1 protein-coding gene is annotated in these 521 nt (G+C 34.5%); it reads right to left on the bottom strand.

Features of this window, described 5'->3' with window-relative positions:
- Positions 1–208: 208 nt before the first annotated feature.
- Positions 209–521 (bottom strand): hypothetical protein (locus AC4E7D_RS13160; protein ID WP_490174246.1); only part of this gene is annotated, 313 nt, incomplete at its 5' end.

The following is a 521-nucleotide window of genomic DNA, read 5'->3' on the forward strand; positions in this document are numbered from 1 at the left end:
AATAACCAAAACCTCAATTTACCAGCCTAACAACAATGTTCTGAGGTTCTATTTAGGGAGTAGGAAGTAGGGGCGTTGCTGATTTGGAACATGATTTTGGTTCCTAATTTAAAGTTAGAAAATTGGTTTGATAGTTTATAATGCGATCGCGCCTCTTCCCTTAACTCGCCCTTCTCAATCCTTATCCCATTAACAACTATAATGTAATTTATAAAGGAATCCAAATAAGTTGATTTTTCCATTCTTCTGCTTCAGTAGTTTCCCAAATCAAAACCAAATCTTCTGCTATTTCTCTGAAAGTTGCATTTGGACTCAACCAAAATAATCCCCAAATATATCCGCCATTATTCCAATGTGTTTTGATATGTTCGGGCATACTTTTACGATTATCAGTTAACAAAATACGTTGAGATTTCTGCAAATAAAATAGTATTTCTGGATCTGATGTGCCAAAGTTTGGCGTACCTTCATCCCCTACTCTTAATATATCTATTTCAGTATTAAGTCTTGATACTGCTAAT

This window comes from Lentiprolixibacter sp., from assembly GCF_982873095.1.